Source organism: Streptomyces sp. NPDC002520, from assembly GCF_053595235.1.
The window spans coordinates 104,744-119,975 of sequence record NZ_JBSFXG010000020.1; the positions used below are offsets into that span (position 1 = coordinate 104,744).

General features: G+C 66.8%; 17 protein-coding genes and 1 pseudogene. 14 read left to right on the forward strand and 4 right to left on the reverse strand.

What is annotated here, in order from left to right:
- Positions 1-14: 14 nt before the first annotated feature.
- The 4 genes from ACWD5D_RS26105 (at position 15) to ACWD5D_RS26120 (ending at position 3,014) form a co-directional block, all read left to right on the forward strand.
- Positions 15-323, forward strand: coding sequence for a WXG100 family type VII secretion target (locus ACWD5D_RS26105; protein ID WP_451375167.1), 309 nt, complete (start codon positions 15-17; stop codon positions 321-323).
- A gap of 210 nt (positions 324-533) precedes the next feature.
- Positions 534-851 carry a hypothetical protein gene (locus ACWD5D_RS26110; protein WP_451375168.1) on the forward strand — a complete coding sequence of 106 codons (318 nt, stop codon included), beginning with the start codon at positions 534-536 and terminating at the stop codon, positions 849-851.
- Complete coding sequence (locus ACWD5D_RS26115) at positions 841-1,533, forward strand: hypothetical protein (protein ID WP_451375169.1); 693 nt, start codon at positions 841-843, stop codon at positions 1,531-1,533. The genes ACWD5D_RS26110 and ACWD5D_RS26115 overlap by 11 nt, the downstream gene beginning before the upstream one ends.
- Positions 1,534-1,538: 5 nt before the next feature.
- On the forward strand, positions 1,539-3,014 hold the full coding sequence (locus ACWD5D_RS26120) for a hypothetical protein (RefSeq protein WP_451375170.1): 1,476 nt from the start codon (positions 1,539-1,541) through the stop codon (positions 3,012-3,014).
- Here the strand turns inward: ACWD5D_RS26120 and ACWD5D_RS26125 are convergent.
- From ACWD5D_RS26125 to ACWD5D_RS26140, 4 genes are all read right to left on the reverse strand, one after another.
- Positions 3,004-3,501, reverse strand: coding sequence for a hypothetical protein (locus ACWD5D_RS26125; RefSeq protein WP_451375171.1), 498 nt, complete (start codon positions 3,499-3,501; stop codon positions 3,004-3,006). The genes ACWD5D_RS26120 and ACWD5D_RS26125 overlap by 11 nt on opposite strands.
- Before the next feature lie 43 nt (positions 3,502-3,544).
- The gene (locus ACWD5D_RS26130) at positions 3,545-4,231 is read right to left on the reverse strand and encodes a hypothetical protein (RefSeq protein ID WP_451375172.1); all 687 of its coding nucleotides are present in this window, start codon (positions 4,229-4,231) and stop codon (positions 3,545-3,547) included.
- Between the two features lie 160 nt (positions 4,232-4,391).
- The gene (locus ACWD5D_RS26135; RefSeq protein WP_451375238.1) at positions 4,392-5,372 is read right to left on the reverse strand and encodes a hypothetical protein; all 981 of its coding nucleotides are present in this window, start codon (positions 5,370-5,372) and stop codon (positions 4,392-4,394) included.
- 32 nt (positions 5,373-5,404) lie between these two features.
- Positions 5,405-6,058, reverse strand: coding sequence for a hypothetical protein (locus tag ACWD5D_RS26140; RefSeq protein ID WP_451375173.1), 654 nt, complete (start codon positions 6,056-6,058; stop codon positions 5,405-5,407).
- A gap of 1,367 nt (positions 6,059-7,425) precedes the next feature.
- Here ACWD5D_RS26140 and ACWD5D_RS26145 point away from each other — a divergent pair.
- The 10 genes and pseudogenes from ACWD5D_RS26145 (at position 7,426) to ACWD5D_RS26190 (ending at position 15,211) form a co-directional block, all read left to right on the forward strand.
- Complete coding sequence (locus ACWD5D_RS26145) at positions 7,426-7,974, forward strand: Uma2 family endonuclease (protein ID WP_451375174.1); 549 nt, start codon at positions 7,426-7,428, stop codon at positions 7,972-7,974.
- Between the two features lie 489 nt (positions 7,975-8,463).
- A complete protein-coding gene (locus ACWD5D_RS26150; RefSeq protein ID WP_451375175.1) occupies positions 8,464-9,180 on the forward strand; it encodes a hypothetical protein in 717 nt (238 codons plus the stop codon).
- 17 nt (positions 9,181-9,197) lie between these two features.
- Positions 9,198-10,067: pseudogene (locus ACWD5D_RS26155) on the forward strand (hypothetical protein); the annotation flags it as partial.
- A 140-nt stretch (positions 10,068-10,207) separates the two neighbouring features.
- Positions 10,208-11,515 (forward strand): CpaF family protein, encoded by a 1,308-nt coding sequence (locus ACWD5D_RS26160; RefSeq protein ID WP_451375176.1) that lies wholly within the window; start codon positions 10,208-10,210, stop codon positions 11,513-11,515.
- 26 nt (positions 11,516-11,541) lie between these two features.
- Positions 11,542-12,471, forward strand: a complete 930-nt coding sequence (locus tag ACWD5D_RS26165; RefSeq protein WP_451375239.1) for a type II secretion system F family protein — start codon at positions 11,542-11,544, stop codon at positions 12,469-12,471.
- Complete coding sequence (locus ACWD5D_RS26170) at positions 12,468-13,391, forward strand: type II secretion system F family protein (protein WP_451375177.1); 924 nt, start codon at positions 12,468-12,470, stop codon at positions 13,389-13,391. The genes ACWD5D_RS26165 and ACWD5D_RS26170 overlap by 4 nt, the downstream gene beginning before the upstream one ends.
- Before the next feature lie 80 nt (positions 13,392-13,471).
- Positions 13,472-13,723 carry a hypothetical protein gene (locus tag ACWD5D_RS26175; RefSeq protein WP_451375178.1) on the forward strand — a complete coding sequence of 84 codons (252 nt, stop codon included), beginning with the start codon at positions 13,472-13,474 and terminating at the stop codon, positions 13,721-13,723.
- 49 nt (positions 13,724-13,772) lie between these two features.
- Entirely contained in the window at positions 13,773-14,234 is a 462-nt protein-coding gene (locus ACWD5D_RS26180; protein ID WP_451375179.1) for a TadE family protein, read from the forward strand.
- A gap of 114 nt (positions 14,235-14,348) precedes the next feature.
- Positions 14,349-14,753 carry a TadE/TadG family type IV pilus assembly protein gene (locus ACWD5D_RS26185; protein WP_451375180.1) on the forward strand — a complete coding sequence of 135 codons (405 nt, stop codon included), beginning with the start codon at positions 14,349-14,351 and terminating at the stop codon, positions 14,751-14,753.
- Complete coding sequence (locus tag ACWD5D_RS26190; protein ID WP_451375181.1) at positions 14,750-15,211, forward strand: TadE/TadG family type IV pilus assembly protein; 462 nt, start codon at positions 14,750-14,752, stop codon at positions 15,209-15,211. The genes ACWD5D_RS26185 and ACWD5D_RS26190 overlap by 4 nt, the downstream gene beginning before the upstream one ends.
- Positions 15,212-15,232: the final 21 nt, after the last annotated feature.

A 15,232-nucleotide genomic window follows, 5' to 3' on the forward strand; every position in this document is an offset into this window, starting at 1 on the left:
GAGGGAGATCCGTCATGGGCAAGAGCAAGGGCGCAGACCTTACTTATGCCGAGATGGAGAAGGTCGCGGGCGACCTGATCAAGGACATGAACGACCTCGAGGACCGCATCAAGAACGTCGAGAAGCGGGTCTCGCATCTGGTCGATCAGGGCTTCACCACCCAGCAGGCCTCCGGCGCGTACGAGGACTCCGTGAAGGAGTTCACGAAGGGCGCCGCCAAGACCATCCACGGCCTGCACGGCCTGTCGGACTTCCTGACGAAGGCCAAGGAAGCGTACGAGCAGCTGGACCACCAGCTGGCGCAGCAGGCGAAGGGCAAGTAAGGGACGCGGCAGCCGGGTACTGGAGGTGACGGGGCGCGCAACGCGTCGCTCCGTCACACCGGCATGTCACGCCTCGGCGTGCTTGGCCTCAGCGGGCCGCAGGTGGCGACAGCCGTGGGTCTCGCGGAGATAAGTGCTCTTCAGCAGTTGCATGTTCGAAGGTAACTTGCATCACAACGCGCCGCCTCTTGGCTATTGGGGGATTCTGGAATGTCCAAGGGTGATCTCGTCGTGAGCCTGGCCGGGCTCGATACCTTGGCCGGCCGACTGCGGTCGATCAAGAAACGCATGGATGACACCGGCCAGGTCGATCGCAAGCTGGGCCATGGGGAGCTGGGCTCGAGCTCGGCGTTGGACGCCATGGAAGGTTTCATGCACGGCTGGAAGGACGGCCGCAAGGAGATCGACGTCGGCCTCGACGGCGTGGCGAAGATGGCGCAGGACATCGTCGACAAGATGACCAAACTCGACGCGGATCTCAGGAACGCCCTCCGCAAGCACGAGAAGGAGGGCAAGGGTGGGCACTGAAGAAACCCTCACCGAGGACCCGTTCGCCGGGGCCGCCCCCGGAGACGTCATCGGCATCAACATCCAGGTCCCCAGCACGTGGTACGAGTTCGACGTGCACCCCGCCACGGTCAACCGCTCGATCCGCGACGTGGTGGCGGAGCGGATCAAGCAGAGGCCGGAGCTGGCCGCGTACCAGGCCGATCTGGTCAAGACCTTGAAGAAGGTGGCCCGCGAGGCCAGGAAGAACAACGTCGTCTACTCCGGCTCCATGTGCGAGATCGTCGACGACGAACCGATGGTGGCCAGCCTCATGATCAGTGTGACCGAGGCCGTGAACGAGGCCACGGGTGAGACCGCCCCCACTCCTCTTGACACATTCCTGCGGGTGCTGACGCCGATTGCTCCCGGCCGTCGTCCCACGGATCCCTGGCGCCGCGTGCGCCTGGTGAAATTGCCGGAGGCGGGCGAGGCGGCGCGTGCCGAAGGCATTGAGGACATCGAGATTCCGGACGACAACCGTAGCTATCGCGCGGTGATGATGCAGACCTTCGTGCCCTTCCCGGGCAACAACCCGAAGGTCGCCGTCATCAGCGCCAGTACACCGCAACTGGCGCTGGTCGAGCCGATGCTGCAGCTCTTCGACCTCATCACCAGCACGTTCCGCTTCGTGTACCGCGCCGACCTCGACACGGAGGGTTGACCTCGATGGCCCGCCCAACCGACTGGCACAACCTAGACCTGCACGATGACCCGACGCCCGGTGATTCGCACGAGATCACGCTCCAGGCCCAGCGGTACCAGACCTTCGTCGAGGACATCTCCCTGGCGCTCAGGGGCATGCGCTCCGCATCGAAGGACTCGGTCCTCAAGGAATCGGCCGGCAAGGCCATGGAGGCGTTCAAGGACCACATCGGCAAACTTCCTGCCCAGTTGCAGAAGCTGCACGACTCGTACGACATAGTTGCGGGCGCCCTGCTGACCTATGCCGGGAAGATGGAGCACGCTCAGACGACCGCCGACCACGCGCTGGCCAGGGCCCGGACGTTGCGCGGTGACCTCTCCCGGGCGCAGTCCCGACTGGCCAGTGCCACCACTGCCGCAAGCAACGCCCAATCCGCGCAGGACAAGCTCAAGAACCCCTCCGGTGACGCTCCCGCACCCGACCCGGAGCATGTCCGCAAAGCGACACGTGACGCCCAACACGCGAATGACCACCAGAAGGCGATGCAGAGCCAGGTCGACAACCTGCACGCCCAACTGACAGAGCTGAAGACGAAGGCGGAGGGCGCCGGAAAGGACCAGGACAAGGCTGCCGAGAAGCTCGTCCACGAGATCCACAAGGCGTCTGACGTCGGGATCCACAACAAGAAGTGGTACGAGAAGGTCGGGGACTGGCTCGGGACGGCCTGGAAGTGGACTGTAGTTGCCGCCAAGATCTTCGTGGCCGTCGCCGGGATCTTGCTGCTGTTCATCGGCGGTCCACTGGTGTGGTTCGTGTTGGCTGCGGCCCTGCTCGTGCTCGCGGACACCATCGCCAAGTTCGCCCAGGGTAAGGCCGGATGGGGGGATCTCCTCTTCGCAGTGCTGGACTGTATCCCGGTGGTCGGCAAGGCAGCCATGCTGGCGAAGGCGGGCAAGTTCGTGGGCGGATTCAAGATGGCGCTGAAGGTCAGGAAGGCAGAGATCGCCTTCGCCCGCCTCGTCAAGGTGTGGCGCATGGGCGAGGATTTCAAGGGCTTCCGCAAGGTCGCGTTCGTGTTCGCCAAGGGCGAGATGAAGACGACACTTAAGGACGCTCTCAACGGCGGTTGGAGCGAGATGCAGAAGAACGCTCTGCAGAACCTCACAGGCAACGTCATCGGAGCCGGTATGGGCACGCTGGTGAGTAAGGGGTTGTCCCACCTGCCGGGCAAGCTCTATCGCAGCAGCATGTTCAATATGGACCGGAAACAGTTCGGCAAACTCAATATGGCGCTGAACGGCAAGAACGTTTTGGGTACGAGCACAGTGGGTGCTGCCCAGGGGTTCGTGACCAGCTTGACCCGGGCCACTGTCAATACGACCTTGTTCGGTGCTGATTTCGACACGAGCGGTGTCTTCATGGACACGGTGAGCGGCGGTGGCGGAGGTCTTGGATACAAGCCTGGAATCCTGCCGGCTAAGGCGGCGCTCAGCTCTTAAGTTCAGTCAGTGTGCTCTGAAAGCGTGCCATCGCTGCTTCGACTCGCGCGCGAATATTGATGAACTGGATATCGCCGCTGTCTGAGAGCTCGGTGAACTCTGTTACTTCTGTGACATTGCCGAGATAATTGCCCGTGAATTCTTGTACCGCTGACCAGACTTCCATAGCCGCAACTTCTGGCGCAATCTCATCAATGACTGTCCGGCGATGCGAGATGGTCAGCGTTCCGTGCTTGTCGAGTTTGAACTTCAGTGAAAACACTGGGTCCGTGAACTTGAAGGTTCCCCGGCCGCGTCTGAGGAGGGCACCCAGACCGTCCAGCAGGTCTGGCAGCACAACGAATACCTGAATGCCGAGGCCGCCGTCTTTGTCGCGAGTCCGCGAGGAGGCTTGTCCAGTCGCTCCTCGGACTTCGAGATGACCGAACGTGAGCCCGTCTTTGACGTCGCCCTGCCCGGCGATCATGGTGAATTGGAATTCCGGCATGGAGGCCTCGCTTACGCTTTGGTGGCAGTGCCGAGGTGGCGCTCTATGGGGTCGATCGATTGTTTCGGATGCTCTTCCACATTGAGTACACCAGCTTGCGGCGTTGTTCCTGGAGCGATGGTGCGACATTGATGCCGGCTTCTTGTGCACGCTGCCAGGATGCTTCAGTCACTCTCTCCGGCCGCGTGCCATCGCTGTTTAGGTGCGGGTGCTGGGGGCGTACCGCTAGCAGTTTCCGATAGCCGGGCAACGCGACCACGCACGCGTACCGCGGGTCGCCCGCGAACCTGAATCCGGCAGATCTGGAATCCATCACAGCGCGTTGCCAATTCTTGCCCAGGCCGTATCTCCGGAAGGCAACTTTGATGCTCTTTTGCGTTCCGTCGGGATCGGGTAGGTGGAAGTATTCGATGCCCGCAGGATGCGCCTTTCCGAGCGGAGGGTGATTCTGCCAGGGATACGCCCTCAGCACGTCTCGCATCTGACTGAGATGCTCCCAGCGGAGCGAGACGAAACCAATCCCCACTGCGGTCACAGTGACGAGCAAGACGAGGATGGTGGTCGCGACAAAGTTGCCCACCCAGTCCCTCAGGATTGCAACGATTACTACGCTGCCCAGCAAGCTAAATATCCAAAGGATCAGGTTGGTGCGTGAACGGCGGCGTTCCCTCCGCCAGGCACGGACGGTCGCCGGGTCGGCGAAGGCTGCGTCGGTCCCATGGTCGGTCATCCGCTCGCCCTCCTGTGCGGGTCGTTCGCTATTCCTTCTGCAAACAGGCGAAGGCACGTGTGCGCCCTCGGAACCCCGGCTCCGACGCTATCAGCGCGGCTTCTGCCCGGGGTGTCCAGAACGAGGGCGGGGCTGAGTAAAGCAGACCGCCGACGTCTCATCAGCGGTTGACGGCCTGGACCTCCTGCACGACCACGTCCTGGGTGGTGCCGAAGGTGCCGTCGGAGAGGTTGTCGCCCGTGCCGTCGGAGCCCGTCCAGTGGATCTTCCAGGTAACGGTCGCCTTGAGCGGGTACGAGCCGTTCCCGGAGGAGCGCAGGTAGTTCACGCCGCACGGCGGGGTCTCATCCGCCTTGCCCGTGGCGTACGGCTCGCCGATGCGCCCGTTCTTGATCTCGCAGACCCCGGAGCGTGGGTAACTTTCTGCGTCCGCCGTACCGGGATCGATCTTCAGCGACACGGGCTCGGCGGTCGTCGTCGCGGAGATCCCGAGCACCGGTACGGAGGCGGTGACGGAGACCGGCTTGAACTCTGCGCCGTCCAGCCAGGCCCAGGTGGGCAGGTTGACCTTCGTGGTGCCCGCGGGCGCGAGGGTCACCTTTGTGCCGGGGACACGGATCTCGTTGTAGGCGAGTTCGGCGAGAATCCTGGGGGTGACAGCGTTCCTGATTTCGGCAGGTGGTGGCGCGCCCTTGTTCACCCAGAAGATGGGCTTGCTGCACTTGTCCCAGCCGGGCGGAAAATTCTCGTCGACATAAGAGTCCCACCAGTAGCCCTTACCGGACTTGCTCTTGTTGAAGTCCTTGTAGGGGTGGCCGTCGACGTACCGGTCGCGCTGCTTGGCATCCCACTCGTGGCCCGTCGACTCTGCAGCCCAGATCGGCATCAGGTACTTCTGCAACTGTGAGGGCGTGTACTTCGGGGCGTACCAGCAGGCGGGCGGGGCCCAAGAGGTAGTAGGGGTGAGGGGGCCGACGGAGCTCGTGGAGCCATTCTTGGAGCGGTCGTAGACGATCACGCTCGCCGAGAGGGTCCCGTCGTCGCTGGCATTGCCCTGTTGTTGGTTCTGGCCGACGGTACCGGCGTCACCACGGCCGCCGGCGTATGCCGCCTGGGACGCGAGTACGGGAAGGCAGGACAGCGAGACCACGGTCGCCGTCCTGAGCAAATTCCTTATGGCTGACACGTCTTGTCCCCCCGGTTCGACACGATACTCGTGGTCTGCCAGACTCCCTGTTCGTTCTTGGCGAGCGAGGTGTGATAAAGCACGTAACTGTCGGCTGAGGTCGGGGTGTTGTCGACCTTGTCGGTCTTCTTGTTCTTGAGGAACGACTTACTCTCGTCGGAGCAATAGGTGACGTAAGCCTGTTTGGCTCCCTTGAGAGTCACCTTTCGGTCGAAGTACCGGGTCTCGCCGACCCAGGTGTCGTTCTTGTCGATGTATCCCTGTACATAGGTGATTGCCGCATTCAGGGCCTTGTCTGCGTTGTAGAAGCCGAGAGCCTTCGTGTCCGTGCTTCCCTTGAAGATCGCGTCGTCCATGGAGTTGACGCTCATCGCGCTATCCGCCAGGACCGCGTCCTTCGTCGCATTGTCTGTCTTCTGATCTTCGAAGAGGTTCTTGGCGTTCGACGGGAAGGTGATCTCCGGTCGGCCGGTCGTACTGGAAGCCGACGCCCCGGGCGAAGCCGCTGTCGGACTCCCAGTGTCCGCTCCCGCGATCTTGTCACCGGCCTTGGCGCTGCCGCCCCCGCTGCCACAAGCAGTCAGTATCAGCGCTGCTGTCGTGGCAAGCGCGGCAGTAACGGGCACAGAGCGGCGTTTCACAGTGGGCTCCCCGTGAGACAGAAGTCAGTCAAGAGTGAAGACGGTATCGGTGGGCTTCCCGGTTTCGCCAGAGCGAACTTCCCTGCAAAGAGTACGAATTCGGGGCGAATTGGTACTAACCTCGCGTGTGCTGTGTGCTGATCGTGCCCCCATCGAGCGATGGCCCCGGACGCCTTGGAGCGCTGCATCTGCAGGACTGCGAGGACCCGCTTCTCTTTCGCGATGTTCTGCATCGTGATCACATACGCGGAGGGAAAACGGCAGTGCGGTGCGGGGATCGATGCGACTCCAGGTGACCTCGTCTCGGCTGTCGTTGTGGACGTGGACGGTCATGCGGGATGCCCTCGGAGCGGCGTCCGGCAACTCCAGCACGTCTGTAAGAAGCAGCGGGAAGTACCTGGCGCAGCCCGGGCGCGCGTAGACGTTGAAGCCAGGGCCGTCATCGGGCGGCTCCCACGCGTATGCCGTGAATGCGACGTGGGAAGGTGTCGATGCCGAGGGTGGCGAGGTAGAGGGCGAGGCGGCGTTCGCGTTGGAGGCGGCACCCATCTGGGGTAGGGACGCGGGGCTCGGACACCAACCCTCCCCACGTGGGGCTTATCTCTCCCGATTGCGATCCATTTCAAGGTGGCGACGAGCTTGCCCGGACGGTCCACGTCAGCCTGACGAGGTTCCTCTCCGGCGGCTCACGACGACGAGAACCCCGATGAGTAGTACCGCCCCGCCGACGGTCGAGGCCAGTCCGAGGATCCACAGCCATGGGTAGTGGCTGAACGCCCAGCTGGGTGAGCCGGAGTGGTGTCGACCCCTGCCGCTGTCCATGGCGTTGAAGGCGAGGGAGAGAAAGGGAAAGAGGGACGCCGTCGCCAGGGTGGTCAGGAGCGTGTGACCCGCCGCGCGGGCGGGGTGGATCTGCCACGACTTTCGGCCGGCCTTGCTCAGCGACCAGATTGACAGGGCGAGCAGGCAGGGAGCGGCAGCCCCCAGACACACCGCGAACCCGTACGCTCCGCCCGGCCATGTGTCGGCTGCCCAGCGCCATGTGTCGTCTCCCCAGAACACGTCGAGCAGTGCCAGCAGGACGGCGACGCCCGCTACCAGCAGAAGGAGGAGGCACGCAAAGGCACTCTCACCCTTTTTCCGTGCCTTTCTGCCCTCCGTGCCCAGCCCCCTCCCGGGCCGCCTTTCGTACTGCAAGCCAGCAGCCGAGGCCCTACCTCGTCGCGGTTTGGCCGACCCACCCACAGGATCCTCACTATCTGAACTGTCTGGCCAAGGGGACATCGGGCGTGCGGGGCGTCGGAAAGCCCGGCTTGGCCGCATCTTCGCCCCCGGCCAGCCATAATGCCCATAGGAGGTGAGCTCCCATGTCCATCATGAACGACCTGGTCGAGCGGGGAGGCATCCCCGAGGGCTACAAGGTCGAGGTCTTCGACGGCAGGGTGATCATGACGCCGCAGAGCCCGGAGCAGGATTGGACCGTCTCCGACGTGAAGGACGCGGTGAAGGCTGCGGGAATTGCTCGAGAGCGGGTCTTCGGGGATGTGCTCATCACGTTTCCCGGCGAGAACGACGCGGCGCCGGACCTGACGATCGTCGACTTCGACGCCGAGCGTCGCAAGAACAGCTACTCCTGCCTCGACGTGCTGGCGGTGGTCGAGGTCCCGTCCGAGCCGGGCGACGAGAAGGACTATGTGCGAAACGTCCAGAAGTACGGGCGTTTCGGGATCGGCTTCTACATGATCGCCGACCCGTTCGAGAAGATGGTCACGCTGATGTCGGAACCCCAGGCGTCCGGGTATGGAACGGTCGTCGAGGTCCCGTACGGCCAGCCGGTCAGCTTCACCCTGGCAACCGGGGAGCGGGTGAATATCGACACCACCACTTTTCCCACACGTGATGTCAACAGCGGGTGATTTCGCCATCCATGGCTTTTACCATGCCGGGTTCGACGGTTGAGCGCGGCGCATTGTCGACGGACGTCCTCGCGTCTTCGCGTGCCCGGGTCGAGACGATCGTGGGCCCCTGATGCCCAATATCGGTGATGGTGCCGTGACGTGATGGCCGCTTAGCGGGCGCACAGGCCCCGGCCCAGGCGTTCGGCGGCGCTCGAACGGCATGTGGCTGCGGGGGGTTGCAGACCATAACGGCGGCTTGGACGGACGTAGGGAGTCCGGGTGCGCCTTGAGGGGCTTATCTGCGGCTGATACGGTGCGAGCGCTTGACACTCACTCTGGCGCTGGATCTTGACACTCGCCAACAGTCCGGGATGGTCAGCCCGATTGATCGAGGCGCTGGATGTCCGGTTGGCTCGATCCACTGGAGCGACCGGAACAGGGTGGACTGTCTGGTTGCAAACGGAATCTGGCAGGCGAGACTTTCTTGGGTGTACGGGGAGCGGTTGCGTGAAGATCCAAGAGCGTACGGGGGCGGGCGCCGGTCGTTCCGCCGCTCCGGCTCAGTCGCCGGTCGGTGACCGGCTTCCTTCTCCGCCGCGCGAGCGTAAGCCCGCCCTGGCCGCCCTCGCGGTGCTGCTCATCCTGCTCGGTGCGCTGGGCGCCACGACGCTCGTGCTGCGTGCCGGCAACCGCGTCGAGGTCGTCAAGGTGACCTCGGACATCCAGGTGGGACAGAGCGTCGGTGACAATGTCACCTCGGTCATGGTCGCTGCCGACGACAGCATCAACTACGTCAAGTGGGACCAGGTCTCCGCACTGAAGAAGCTCAAGGCGCGGACGACCATCTACAAGGACAGCATCGTCATGGGCCAGATGTTCACCGACGGCAATGTCCTGCCCACGGGCAAGGCCGTCGTCGGTGTCTCCCTCAAGGAGGGCCAGTACCCGGCCGACATCAACACCGGTGACACCGTGGCCGTCTACGACGTCGACACCAGCGGTTCCAGTTCGTCCAGGTCCGGGTCCGGTTCCGTCGCCGGCGCCTCCGGTGAGCCCCTCACCACCGGCAAGGTCGCCTACAAGCAGGACGGCGGCGACGCCACCGTCAGCACGGGCAATCTCTCGCTGACGCTCCTCGTCGACCAGTCCGACGCAGCCGCCGTGGCGCGTGCCGCATCCGCCAGTGCGGTCGCCGTCGTGCACGTCTCCGGTTCCGGCAACTAGAAGGCGGCCCAGACCCCATGGCGCTCATCGCTCTCGCCGCCGACAAGGGTTCCCCCGGTGTCACCACGGCGGCCGTCGCCCTCGCCGCGGTCTGGCCGCGCCGCGTCCTGCTCGCCGAGACCGACCCGGCGGGCGGTGACCTCGTCTACCGCAGCGCCGCCGCGCACGGCGGACCGCTCAACCCCAACACCGGCCTGCTGTCGATAGCGGCGACCGCGCGCCGCGGGCTGGTGCCGGACCAGCTCTGGGACCACACCCAGCCGCTGAGCGGCGGTCTCGACGTGCTCGTCGGCCTCGGCATCGCCGAACAGGCGGGTGGACTCGCCGGACTGTGGCCCACCCTCGGGCACGCCTTCGCCGCTCTCGCCGACTCGCCGGACGCCCCCGCCGACGTCATCGCCGACTGCGGGCGCGTCAGCGGTGACACCCCGGCCGTCGAACTGTTCCCTCACGCGGCGCTCGTCCTTCTGGTCTCCCGGACCGAGCCGGAGGCCCTCGCGCGGGTGCGGGACCGGGCCGCCGCCCTGTCCGGCAAGCTGCACGGTGGTTCACGCGGCCCCGCGGCGCTCGGCACCCCGCTCGTCGGCGTGCTGCTGATCGCCGACCCGAGCAGCTCCGGCAAGCTGGTCAACCAGGTCAACGACATGCTGGTGCACTCCCAGACCGGCGCGCGGGTCGTCGGGACCCTCGCGGACGATCCGGCCGGCGCCGACATGCTGGCCGGGCGCAAGCGCGGGCGTCTTGACAAGTCCCTGCTGGTCCGCTCGGCTCGCAAGATCACAGCCGATCTGAACCAGCAGTTCGGCACCGCCTGGACCGCGTCGGCCCGGGCTCAGCAGCCGGTCCGGCAGCCGGAACATCAGGCCGACCAGCAGACCCGTCCGGGCCAGCCCCAGCAGCCCCAGCACGCACACCAACCCCAGCAGCAGCTGTCGTACGACACCCGGCAGCCGTACGGCCCGCAGGCCCCCCACGCCAACCAGTACCCCCAGCAGCCGTACCCGCAAGGCCACGCGGAGGCCGGCCGATGACCGCTGTCGACCACCAGTTGGTCAAGCGGTTCCGGCAGGACGCCGGTGACCGGATCGCCGAGCAGCGTCGCCTCGACCAGGTCAGCGGCGTGGCGCCGATGTCCGTGGAGGACGAGCGGCAGTACGCGCGCGCGGTCATCGCGCAGATTCTGGAGGAGTACGCCCGCGCCGAGATCCACGTCGGCCGGACGCCGCTGGACGCGGAGACCGAGGAGCAGTACGCGGCCGCCGTGCACGCCGCGCTGTTCGGTGTGGGCCGGCTGCAGCCGCTGCTGGACGACCCCGAGGTCGAGAACATCGACATCAACGGCTGCGACCAGGTCTTCGTCGGCTATTCCGACGGGCGTGAGGTGAAGGGGGAGCCCGTCGCAGAGTCAGACGAGGAGCTCATCGAGCTGATCCAGGTGCTCGGCGCGTACTCCGGTCTGTCCTCCCGGCCGTTCGACTCCGCCAACCCGCAGCTCGACCTGCGGCTGCCCGACGGCTCCCGGCTCTCGGCCGTCATGGACGTGGCCCGGCGGCCCGCGCTGTCCATCCGACGGGCCCGCATGGGCAAGGTGTTCGTCTCCGACCTGGTCGGCAACGGCACCCTCACCCCGGAGCTCGGCCACTTCCTGTCCTGCGCGGTGCGGGCCCGCAAGAACGTCATGATCGCCGGTGCCACCAACGCGGGCAAGACGACGCTGCTGCGGGCGCTGGCCAACGAGATCCCGCAGCAGGAGCGGCTGATCACCGTGGAGCGCGCCCTGGAGCTGGGCCTGGACACCTTCGCCGAACTGCACCCGAACGTCGTCGCGTTCGAGGAGCGGCTGCCCAACTCCGAGGGGCAGGGCGCCATCAGCATGGCCGAACTCGTCCGCCGCAGCCTTCGTATGAACCCCTCCCGCGTCATCGTCGGTGAGGTCCTCGGCGACGAGATCGTCACCATGCTGAACGCGATGTCGCAGGGCAACGACGGCTCGCTGTCCACGATCCATGCCAACAGCTCCAGCGAGGTCTTCAACCGTATCTCCACGTACGCGTTGCAGGCCTCCGAGCGGCTGCCCATCGAGGCCAGCCAGATGCTGATCGCGGGCGCGGTCAACTTCGTCGTGTTCGTCCAGCGGCGCAACAACTACCAGACCGGCGGCAGGCTGCAGCGCGTGGTCACCTCCGTCCGCGAGGTCAACGGGGTCGACGGCCGCGTGCTGTCGAGCGAGGTCTTCGCCGAGACCCCCGACGGACGGGTCGTGCCGCACGCGCCCATAGCCTGCCTGGAGGACCTCATGGCGTACGGCTACCGGCCGCAGGGGACGTGGGGGTGAGCATGAACCTCGGTGCGCTCGGCGCCATGGGCGGCCTCTTCTCCACCACCGTCCTGTACGCCATCGCCAGCGGTGTCGCCGCCGGCGGCGGACTGGCGCTGCTGCTGATCGCCCTCCGCGGGCTGCCCGCCAAGCCCGAGCACGAGAAGCGGCGGGCGAACGAACGGGCCGCGGAACTCGTCCGGTTCGCCGGGCAGCGCGGCTCGCTCGCCGCGATCCTCGGGCTCGCGGTGCTGCTGCTGACCCGCTGGGCGGTGGCGGGCCTCGCGGCCGGTGTCCTCGTCTTCTTCTGGGACCGGCTGTTCGGCGGCGCCGGCGAGGAACGCGCCGCCATGCGCCGCGTGGAGGCCCTCGCCTCCTGGACCGAGTCCCTGCGCGACACCATCGCCGGTGCCGTCGGCCTGGAGCAGGCCATCCCGGCCTCCGCCCGTGCCGCGGCCCCGATCCTGCGGCCGCATCTGGACGCGCTGGTCGACCGGCTGCGCGCCCGCACGCCGCTGCCCGACGCGCTGCAACTGCTCGCCGACGAGATCGACGACGCGTCCGCCGACATCATCGTCGCCGCGCTGATCCTCAACGCCCGGCTGCGCGGCCCCGGTCTGCGCCAGGTTCTCGGCGCGCTCGCCAAGTCCGCGCGCGAGGAGGTCGACATGCGCCAGCGCGTGATGGCCCAGCGCGCCTCGACCCGGCGCTCGGTGCAGATCGTCGTCGCCGTGTCGATCGCGTTCGTCCTCGGACTCTCCGTCTTCAACCGGGACTTCGTCGCACCGTACGGCACTGCCGTCGGCCAGCTCGTCCTCACCCTGGTCTGCGCCCTGTTCGGGCTCGGCTTCTGGTGGCTGCGCAAGCTGTCCACCATCGAGACGCCCGAACGGTTCCTGGTCCGGGACGAGTCCGCGGTCCGCTTCGTACGGCCCCGCACGCCCGCGCCGCAGGAGGAGGGGGTACGGCGATGAGCCTCACCATGCCGATCGTCGTCGGGGTCGTCTTCGGCCTCGGTGTCTACGCCCTGATTCGCGCCCTGATGCCCAGCCGACGCAGCCCGGTCGCGCAGGTCGCGCGGATCGACGCGCTGCGGGCGCGCGGAGCCGCGTACGAGTCGGTGCGGCAGACGAAGGAGTCCCACGGCCGCTTCGGTTCGGCGCGCGCTCGGATCGGCGCACGGATCTCGGAGTTCTACGTCCAGCAGGGATGGGAACAGCGCTCCCTCCGCGCGGACCTGGCCGTCCTGGAGCGGAGTTGGGAGAATTTCCTCGCCACCAAGGTGCTGCTCGCGGCGGCCGGCCTGTTCTTCGGGCCGTTCCTGTTCGCGGTGGTCTGGACGATGGGCTTCGGCTCCGGCCCGGTCATCCCGGTCTGGCTGGCCCTGGCCTGCGCGGCTCTGTTCTTCTTCCTGCCCGACCTGGAGGTACGACGGGACGCGGCGGCCAAGCGCCGGGACCTGCGCCGGGTCATCGGGGCGTACCTGGACCTGGTGTCGATGAGCCTGGCCGGCGGACGCGGTCTGCCCGAGGCGCTGATGGCGGCGGCGGAGATCTCCGACGGCTGGGCCAACCAGCGCATCCGCAGCGCCCTCGCTGACGCCCGGATCACCGGGCACAGCCAGTGGCAGGCGCTGGGCATGCTCGGCGAGGAGCTGGGCGTGGAGGAGCTGAAGGACCTGTCGGCGTCCCTGGCCCTGGTGGCCGACGACGGCGCCAAGGTCCGTGAGTCCCTCGCCTCCCGTGCCGAGACCATGCGGCACCGGGAGCTCGCCGAGATCGAGGGCAGTGCGGGGGAGAAGTCGCAGTCGATGCTCGTCGCACAGCTGCTGCTGTGCGCCGGGTTCCTGGTGTTCCTGATCTTCCCGGCGGCGATGCGGGTGTTCCAGGTGTGAGCCGTCCTACCTAGGTGTTCGCCAGGCGCGCGAACCAACTGCCAACTGCTGTTTCGAGAGGACAAAGGGGACAACCCACAATGAACGGACGGAACTTCGGCACCGGCATTCCGGCGGTCGACTTCCTGATCACCTTCATGCGCGGCCGCGTCGAGCGTGCCCGCTCCGGTGAACTGGACCGTGGTGCCTCGGCGGTGGAGTGGGTCATCATCTCCGCGGTCGTCGTGGCGATCGTCGGCGTGGTGGCCGCGATCATCAACAACGCGCTCAGCGACGGCGCCCACAAGGTCGGTGACTGCATCAAGGGCGCCAGCGCGTCCAAGACCTGCTGAGCGGTCGTACGACGACACGGGGACGACAGGGACGACGGGGACGACGGGGATGACGGGATTGCGGGTGAGCGTCGGCAGGTGGGTGCGCCGCCGGGCGGCGGCCGCGCGAGGCCGTACCGCCGACTCCGGCATGACTTCGATCGAGTTCGTGCTGCTCACGCCGGTCCTCTTCTTCATGATCTTCGCGACCGTCCAGTTCGCGCTGTACTTCTTCGCCGACCACGTGGCCCAGGCGGCGGCCCAGGCGGGCGCCCGCAAGGCCCGCGCCATGGCCGACGAGCAGCCCGGCGCCTGGCGGGGCGAGGCACGGGACGTGGCCGACGCCTACATCCGCCAGCTCGGCCCGCAGCTCGTGCTGTCGCCGGACGTGCGGCCGGTCCAGCCGGAGCAGCACACGGTCGGTGTGGAGATCTCGGCACGCGTGCCGACGGTGTTCCCGGGCCTCGACCTCACCGTCCACGCGCAGTCGGTGGGCCCGGTGGAGCGGTTCGTGAAGGACGACGGGAACTAGATGCTGCGCCGGCGGATTTCAGGGGACGCGTGGCGGCCGGCCGGCCGAACCGGTGAAGCGGCCGCCCGGCGCGGAGGCGACCGGACCCGTTCGGCCGGCGACACGGGCCTGTCCATGGTCGAGGGCGACAGGGGCCTGTCCACGGTCGAGGTCGTCATCCTCGCGCCGGTGATGATCCTCTTCATCCTCGTACTGGTGGCGTTCGGGCAACTCGTGAACGGCCGGGGTGCGATCGACGGCGCCGCCCGGGACGCCGCCCGTGCGGGCTCGATCCAGAAGGACCACGCGGTCGCCATGTCCGAGGCCCGCAAGGCCGCGGAGGCGGACCTCGGGGACGTCTGCTCGGGTCCCGTGTCGGTGGTCCAGAAGAGCACCGGGTTCGCCCCGTCCGTCGACCCCTTCTTCACGGTGGAGGTGAGCTGCCAGGTACGCGGTCTGGCCATGCTGGGCCTGGACGTGCCCACGCATCTGTCGGCCCGCTTCTCCTCCCCGCTGGACCCGTACCGGAGGGCGGCGTGAGCGACCTCGTAAGCACGTGGTGGGCGGACCGCCGGAGCCGGCTGGACGACCGGGGTTCGGGCGCGGGCGCGGTCATCATCTTCGCCCTGGTCTTCCTCTCCCTCGCGGCTTTCGTCATCGACGGCGGCCTGTCCATCTCCCAGCGCGAACGCGCCGCCGACATCGCGGAACAGGCGGCCCGTTACGCCGCCCAGGACATAGACAAGGGAGCGCTGTACGAGAACAAGGGCGGGGCGGCGCCGATCAACTACCAGAACTGCGACGCCAGGGTGAAGGCCTTCGCCCGCGAGATGAACCTGTCCACGGCCGACATCGCCGCGACCCACTGCGTCTCCGCCGACGCCCAGCAGGTCGAGGTCGAGGTCGAGCTGACCTACCAGCCGGTGTTCACGGGCATGTTCTACGACGGTGCCGTCGTCGTGCACGGCCGCTCCGTCGCGCGCAACGAGGTGGGCTGACGCGTGAGGTTCCCTAGGATC

Bases quoted from the DNA above. Each gene is read 5' to 3' on its own strand.
- ACWD5D_RS26125 (WP_451375171.1), bottom strand. From the start codon at position 3,501: ATGCCGGAATTCCAATTCACCATGATCGCCGGGCAGGGCGACGTCAAA.
- ACWD5D_RS26175 (WP_451375178.1), top strand. From the start codon at position 13,472: ATGAACGGACGGAACTTCGGCACCGGCATTCCGGCGGTCGACTTCCTG.
- ACWD5D_RS26120 (WP_451375170.1), top strand. From the start codon at position 1,539: ATGGCCCGCCCAACCGACTGGCACAACCTAGACCTGCACGATGACCCG.
- ACWD5D_RS26170 (WP_451375177.1), top strand. From the start codon at position 12,468: ATGAGCCTCACCATGCCGATCGTCGTCGGGGTCGTCTTCGGCCTCGGT.
- ACWD5D_RS26105 (WP_451375167.1), top strand. From the start codon at position 15: ATGGGCAAGAGCAAGGGCGCAGACCTTACTTATGCCGAGATGGAGAAG.
- ACWD5D_RS26110 (WP_451375168.1), top strand. From the start codon at position 534: ATGTCCAAGGGTGATCTCGTCGTGAGCCTGGCCGGGCTCGATACCTTG.
- ACWD5D_RS26130 (WP_451375172.1), bottom strand. From the start codon at position 4,231: ATGACCGACCATGGGACCGACGCAGCCTTCGCCGACCCGGCGACCGTC.
- ACWD5D_RS26160 (WP_451375176.1), top strand. From the start codon at position 10,208: ATGACCGCTGTCGACCACCAGTTGGTCAAGCGGTTCCGGCAGGACGCC.
- ACWD5D_RS26165 (WP_451375239.1), top strand. From the start codon at position 11,542: ATGGGCGGCCTCTTCTCCACCACCGTCCTGTACGCCATCGCCAGCGGT.
- ACWD5D_RS26185 (WP_451375180.1), top strand. From the start codon at position 14,349: ATGGTCGAGGGCGACAGGGGCCTGTCCACGGTCGAGGTCGTCATCCTC.
- ACWD5D_RS26145 (WP_451375174.1), top strand. From the start codon at position 7,426: ATGTCCATCATGAACGACCTGGTCGAGCGGGGAGGCATCCCCGAGGGC.
- ACWD5D_RS26180 (WP_451375179.1), top strand. From the start codon at position 13,773: ATGACGGGATTGCGGGTGAGCGTCGGCAGGTGGGTGCGCCGCCGGGCG.